The organism is Streptomyces sp. NPDC005820 (assembly GCF_040630255.1).
In the GTDB taxonomy this organism is placed as follows: domain Bacteria; phylum Actinomycetota; class Actinomycetes; order Streptomycetales; family Streptomycetaceae; genus Streptomyces.
Genome location: NZ_JBEXXE010000109.1, coordinates 1 through 7,059 on the forward strand (window position 1 = coordinate 1; position 7,059 = coordinate 7,059).

A 7,059-nucleotide genomic window follows, 5' to 3' on the forward strand; every position below is an offset into this window, starting at 1 on the left:
CGGACACCCCACCCACTGGCACCACCCCCAACCCACCACCCCACCCCACCACCTCCCCACCTACCCCTACCAACAACGCCGCTACTGGCTGGACGGGCCGGCCGCGCAGAGTGACGCGGGGCGTCTGGGGCTGGACGCCGCCGATCACCCGTTCCTCAGTGCCGTGACCACGGTGGCGGAGGGTGACGCGCTGCTGCTGACCGGGCGGATCTCTCCTCGCACCCATGCGTGGCTCGCCGATCACGGTCTCGACACCACGGTTCTCCTGCCGGGTACCGCCCTGCTCGAACTCGCCCTGGAGGCGGGGCAGTCGGCGGGCGGGCTCGCGGTGGAGGAGTTGACGCTGGAGGCGCCGCTGGTGTTCGCGGCCGACGGCGCGGTGCGGGTACAGGTGGGGGTCGACGGGCCGGACGAGTTCGGGCGGCGCCGGGTCACCGTCCACTCCCGTCCCGACGGCCCCCATGGCTCGGACGGGTTCGACGGCCGAGACGGCGGCGGATGGACGCAGCACGCGACGGGCGTCCTCGCGCCCGCCACCCCGTACGAGGACCCCGGCGTCGAAGCCGTCTGGCCGCCGTCCGATGCGGCGCCGCTCGACACCGAGGACCTGTACGAGGACCTGGCCGCGCTCGGCTACGCCTACGGTTCCGCCTTCCGCAATCTCACCGCGGCCTGGCGCTCCGCCGACGGTGCGACGGTGTACGCGGAGGTGCGGCTGGCGCCCGAACTGCATGCGGACGCCGCCCGGTTCGGGGTGCATCCGGCGTTGCTGGACTCGGCGCTGCACACGATGGGCCTCGGCTCGTTCCTCGGTGAGGGCGTGCATCTGCCGTTCAGCTGGACCGGGGTGGCGCTGCACGCCGTCGGGGCCACCGCGCTGCGGGTGTCGCTGTCGCGGGGCGCGGGCGAGGACACGGTGACCCTGTCGGTGGCGGATCCGGAGGGTGCCCCGGTGCTGACGGCGCAGTCGCTGACGCTGCGCCCGGTGGCGCAGGACCGACTGCCGGCCCGTTCCTCGGTGTCCGCGCCGGGCGACGCGTTGTTCGCGCTTGACTGGACGCCGCTGTCCCGGCCGGACGCGGAGGCGGGTCCGTTGCCGCCGTACACCGTCCTGGACCCGGTACCCGTCAACGTGTGGGACACGGCCGGGCTCGGCGAGCCCGTCGCGGCGGACGCCGCCGAGGTCGATCTGCTGGTGTGGCCTGCGCCGGAGTCCGGCGGGGCGCTGCCGGGGGCCGTCGAGGCGGGCGTGCGGGCGCTGCTGATCCGGCTCCAGGAGTGGCTGGCCGCCGACGACCGGCCGCAGGCGCGGCTCGTGGTGCTGACGAGCCGGGCGGCCGGTGCGCGGCCGGGTGACGTCGTGGACCTGGCGGCGGCACCGGCCTGGGGGCTGCTGCGGTCCGCCGCGACGGAGAACCCGGGCCGGGTCGTCGTCGTGGAATGGGACGGGAGCGCCGAGTCGCTGCGTGCGCTGCCCGCCGCGCTCGCCACAGGTGAGCCTCAACTGGCCCTGCGGGACGGTGACATGTCCGTACCGCGGCTGGTGCGGACGGAGCCGGCCAGCAGGATCGAGGTGCCCGGCGACGGTTCGGCGTGGCGGCTCGAGACGCCCGGCGGCTCGCCCGACGACCTGCACGCCGCCCCGCACCCGGCCGCCGAGGTGCCGCTCGCGGCGGGGCAGGTGCGGATCGCGGTACGGGCGGCGGGCCTCAACTTCCGTGACGTCCTCACCGCGTTGGGCATGGTCCCGGTGGGGGCGCCGCTGGGCACCGAGGCGGCCGGAACCGTCCTGGAGACCGGGCCCGGGGTCACGGGCCTCGCGGTCGGGGACCGGGTGTTCGGCCTGGTGCCCGGTGCGGTGGGCCCGGTGGCGGTCGCCGACCGGCGGCTGCTCGCGAGGATGCCGGACGGCTGGTCGTACGCGCAGGCCGCGGGCGTGCCCGCGGTGTTCACCACGGCGTACTACGGTCTGGTGCGGCTGGCCGGGCTGCGCGCCGGGGAACGGGTGCTGATCCACGCGGCGGCCGGCGGCGTCGGGCTGGCCGCGCTGCAGGTGGCCCGGCATCTGGGCGCGGAGGTGTTCACGACGGCGAGCCCCGGGAAGTGGGGTGTGCTGCGGTCCCTCGGCGTGCCCGCCGCGCGGATCGCGAACTCCCGCGACACCGGTTTCGAGGCGGCGTTCTCCGCCGCGACCGGCGGCGCCGGTGTGGATGTCGTCCTGAACTCGCTCACCGGAGAGTTCATCGACGCCTCGCTGCGGCTGCTGCCGCGCGGCGGACGGTTCGTCGAGATGGGCATCGCCGATCTGCGTGACGCCGACGCGCTCGGCTCCGCGCACCCGGAAGTGACGTACCAGCCGTTCGAACTGCTCGACATGGACCCGGGATCTGTCGGTGAGGTGCTGACCGAGGTGCTGGGTCTGTTCGAGCGGGGGGTGCTGGAACCGCTGCCGGTCACCACCTGGGACGTGCGGCGGGCACCGGCGGCGTTCCGCTGGTTCGCGCAGGCCCGGCACGTCGGGAAGATCGTGCTGACGCTGCCCGCCGCCGACCCGGTCGACGGCACCGTGCTGATCACCGGCGGCACGGGCACCCTGGGCGCGGCGCTCGCCCGGCATCTGGTGACCGAGCGCGGGGTGCGGCGGCTGCTCCTGACCGGCCGGCGCGGCCCGGACGCGCCGGGCGCCGCCGAGCTCGTCGCTGAACTGGGGGCGTTCGGCGCCGAGGTGCGGGTGGCGGCGTGCGACGTCGCCGACCGTGCCGCCCTCGCCGGGCTGCTCGCCTCGGTGCCCGCCGAGCATCCGCTGACCTCGGTGATCCATGCGGCGGGTGTCCTGGACGACGGGGTGCTCGGCTCGCTGACGGAGGCGAAGGTGGCGTCGGTGCTGCGGCCGAAGGCCGACGCGGCCTGGCATCTGCACGAGTTGACCCGGGACCACGACCTGTCGTCGTTCGTGCTGTTCTCGTCGATGTCCGGGCTCCTCGGCGGCGCCGGGCAGGCCCACTACGCGGCGGCCAACGTGTTCCTCGACGCCCTCGCCGGGCACCGCCGCTCCCTCGGCCTGCCCGCGACGTCGCTGGCCTGGGGCATGTGGGGCGACGCGAGCGGCATGACCGGGCATCTCGACGCCACGGACCTGGCGCGGATCGCCCGCGGTGGTCTCGCGCCGATGACGTTCGAGCAGGGCATGGCCCTGTTCGACGCGGCGCTGGACGCCGATGCCGCGCTGCTCGCCCCGGCGCCGCTGGACCGGTCCGCGCTGCGCGACCGTGCCGCGGCGGGCGACCTGCCGGCGGTCCTGCGGTCGCTGGTGAAGGCGCCGTCGGTGCGCCGGGCCGCGCAGGCCGCGCGCGGTGGCGGCGACGCCGCCTCGCTCGGCACGCGGCTCACCGCGCTGCGCGGCCCCGAGCGGGAGCAGGCCGTGCTCGCGCTCGTCCGGCAACAGGTGGCGGCCGTGCTCGGGCACGGCACGGCCGACGACATCGCCGCCGAACGGGCCTTCAAGGAGATCGGGTTCGACTCGCTGACCTCGGTCGAGCTGCGCAACCGGCTCGGTTCCGCGACCGGCCTGCGGCTGCCGACGACGCTCGCCTTCGACTTCCCGACGCCCGCGGCGCTGGCCGGCCGGCTGCTCGACCTGCTGGTGCCGCGCGAAGACCCGGTGGCGGAGCTGGACCGGCTGCTCGCCTCGGTCACGGCCGACAGCGCGGAGCTGCCCACGGTCCGCGAGCGGCTGCGAGTGGCGCTGCGGCAGTGGGAGGCCGCCGCCGGTGACGCGCCGCGCGAGGACCTCACCTCGGCCACGGACGAGGAGCTTTTCCGGGCGCTCGACGAGGAGTTGGACGCGTAGTGCGGGCCCCTTCGCCATGTGTGGTGCAGGCCCCCTGGCACGTATGGGAGAGGAATGATGAGCGACAACGGCCACAGCGGCAACGAGGACAGGCTGCGCGACTACCTGAAGCGGGCCACGGCCGATCTGCGTCAGGCCAGGCGCCGTATCCAGGAACTGGAGGACCAGCGGCACGAGCCGGTCGCGATCGTGGCGATGGGCTGCCGGTTCCCCGGCGGTGTCGACTCGCCGCAGGCGCTGTGGCGGCTGGTCGCGGACGGCGGTGACGCGATCGGCGCCCTCCCCGACGACCGCGGCTGGGACCTGGAGAACCTGTACGACCCGGACCCCGACCGGCCCGGCACCGCGTACACGCGGGAGGGCGGATACCTGCGGGACGCGGCCGGGTTCGACGCCGCGTTCTTCGGAATGGGGCCGCGGGAGGCGGTGGCCGCCGACCCGCAGCACCGGCAGCTCCTCGAAGTGGCGTGGGAGACGCTCGAGCGGGCCGGCATCGCGCCGGGCTCACTGCGCGGCAGCCGCACCGGGGTCTTCGCCGGCCTGGTGTCGCAGGCGTACGTCCCGCCCCCGGACCGGGTCCCCGAGGGATTCGAGGGCCATCTGATGACCGGCAACGCGACCAGCGTCGCCTCCGGCCGGATCGCCTACCACCTGGGCCTCGAAGGACCCGCCGTCACCCTCGACACGGCGTGCTCGTCGTCGCTGGTGGCGATGCACCTGGCGGCGCAGTCGCTGCGCCGCGGCGAGTGCGACCTGGCGCTCGCGGGCGGCGTGACGGTGATGGCGACGCCGGTGCTCCTGGTGGAGTTCAGCCGGCAGCGCGGCCTGTCGGCGGACGGCCGCTGCAAGGCGTTCGCGGCGGACGCCGACGGCACGGGCTTCTCCGAAGGGGTGGGCCTGGTGCTGCTGGAACGGCTGTCGGACGCGCTGCGCGCCGGCCGCACGGTCCTCGCCGTGCTGCGGGGTTCGGCCGTCAACCAGGACGGGGCGAGCAACGGGCTGACCGCGCCGAACGGGCCCGCCCAGGAGCGGGTGATCCGGGCCGCGCTCGACGACGCGCGGCTGCGCCCCGCCGACGTGGACGCGGTGGAGGCGCACGGCACCGGCACCCGGCTCGGCGACCCCATCGAGGGGCACGCGCTGCTGTCCGCGTACGGGGCGGGGCGGGACGCCGAACGGCCGCTGCGGCTCGGCTCGGTGAAGTCCAACATCGGTCACACACAGGCCGCGGCGGGTGTGGCCGGTGTCATCAAGATGGTGCAGGCGCTGCGCCACGGGGTGCTGCCGCGCACCCTGCACGTGGGGGAGCCGACGCCGCAGGTCGACTGGGCGCGCGGCGGTGTGGAACTGCTCACCGAGGACGTGCCGTGGCCTGCCACGACGGACCGGCCGCGCAGGGCCGGGGTGTCGTCGTTCGGCATCAGCGGCACGAACGCCCACGTGATCATCGAGGAGGCGCCCGCCGTCCCGGAGGCGCACGGCACCGACGCCATCCCGGTGTGGCCGCTGTCGGGCCGCACCGGACAAGCGCTGCGCGAGCAGGCCGCCCGGCTCCTGGACCGGCTGACCGAGCGGCCCGACGCGGACGCGGTGGCCGTGGGCCGCACCCTTGCCCTGGGCCGGACCGCGTTCCCGCACCGGGCGGTGGTGCTGCCCGGCACCCGGTCCGAACAGCTGGGCGCGCTGGGTGCGTTGGCGGCGGGCCGGACCACGCGGCACACGGTGCGCGGCGTCGCCGCCGGGCGGACACCGATGGCGTTCCTGTTCACCGGTCAGGGCAGCCAGCGGCCGGGCATGGGCGTCGGGGCGGCCGCGGCGCATCCTGTGTTCGCCGCGGCGCTCGACGAGGTGTGCGAGGCGTTCGCCCCGCACCTGGAGCTGTCGCTGCACGACCTGCTGCGGGCCGAATCGGGAAGCGAGCGGGCGGCGCTCCTGGAACGCACGGAGTACGCGCAGCCCGCCCTGTTCGCCGTGGAGAGCGCCCTGTACCGGTTGCTGTCCGGTCTGGTCGGCGCGCCGGACCAGGTGGCGGGGCATTCGCTGGGCGGGGTGTCGGCGGCGTACGCGGCCGGGGTGTTCTCGCCGGCGGACGCGGCACGTCTGGTGGCGGCTCGGGGCCGGCTGATGCAGGCGCAGCCGTCGGGCGGCGCGATGGTGGCCGTCGAGGCGGCGGAGCGGGAGGTCGTCGACGCGCTGGCCGACGCCGGGGCCGATCTCGCGGGCCGGGTGGCGCTCGCCGCGGTCAACGGCCCGCGCGCGGCGGTGCTGTCCGGGGACGCGGAGGCGGTCGCGAAGGTCGCGGCGCTGTTCGCGGACCGGGGGCGGCGCACGAAGCCGCTGCGAGTCAGCCACGCGTTCCACTCGCCGCACATGGACGGCGCGCTCGACCCGTTCCGCGCGGTGGTCGCCGCGCTGGACATCCGCCCGCCCGCGCTCGGCGTGGTCTCCGATCTGACGGGCGCGCCGGTGTCGTACGAGGAGCTGCGGCGGCCGGAGTACTGGGTGCGCCAGTTGCGGTCCCCGGTGCGGTTCGCCGACGTCGTGTCGTCCCTGGACGCGGCCGGGGTGCGCGCGTACGTGGAGGTGGGCCCGGACGCGGTGCTCACATCGATGGTGCCGGAGGTGCTGGTGGACGCGGCGCCGCTGGTGGTGCCGTCGCTGGTCCGGGACCGGCCGGAGGAGGAGACGCTGGCCGCGCTCGTAGGGCGACTGCACGCGGCGGGCGCCGAGGTGCGCTGGGACGCCTGGTACGGCGCGGAGCCCGGTCAGGTCGTGGACCTGCCGACGTATCCGTTCGAGCACGAGCGCCACTGGTGGCCCGCGGTGGACGTGCCCGCCGGTGCGGCGCCGCGCCCGGAGCCGGGCGCGCTCGAACCGGCGGATGCGCAGGCGTCGTTGCTCGACCTGGTGCGGGAGCACGCGGCGGACGTCCTCGGGCACGCCTCGCCCGAGTCGATCGCCGCGGAGGACAATTTCCTCGACATCGGCTTCTCGTCGTTCACGGCCCTGGAGGTCCGCAACCGGCTGTGCGAGGTGACCGGTCTGCTGCTGCCGCCGGTCCTGCTCTACGACTACCCGACGCCGGCGGCCGTGGCCGGCTTCCTGGAGGAGCAGCTGGCGGTGGCCTGAGTCGTTCGCGCAGGATATTGGTCACCGGAAAAGAAGCCAAGCCGTCCTCAGCCGCGGCTCGTCGTCACCGTCATCCGGTG

Annotated in this window: 2 protein-coding genes; both read left to right on the forward strand. The window is 75.6% G+C overall.

Translation table 11 applies throughout. From position 1 onward, the window contains the following. The coding region (locus ABZ464_RS51765) for an SDR family NAD(P)-dependent oxidoreductase (protein WP_359289964.1) at window positions 1-3,850 on the forward strand (3,850 nt) is incomplete at its 5' end. A gap of 57 nt (window positions 3,851-3,907) precedes the next feature. Next, window positions 3,908-6,979 carry a beta-ketoacyl synthase N-terminal-like domain-containing protein gene (locus tag ABZ464_RS51770; protein ID WP_359289966.1) on the forward strand — a complete coding sequence of 1,024 codons (3,072 nt, stop codon included), beginning with the start codon at window positions 3,908-3,910 and terminating at the stop codon, window positions 6,977-6,979. Window positions 6,980-7,059 lie beyond the last annotated feature (80 nt).

Bases quoted from the DNA above. Each gene is read 5' to 3' on its own strand.
- ABZ464_RS51770 (WP_359289966.1), top strand. From the start codon at position 3,908: ATGAGCGACAACGGCCACAGCGGCAACGAGGACAGGCTGCGCGACTAC.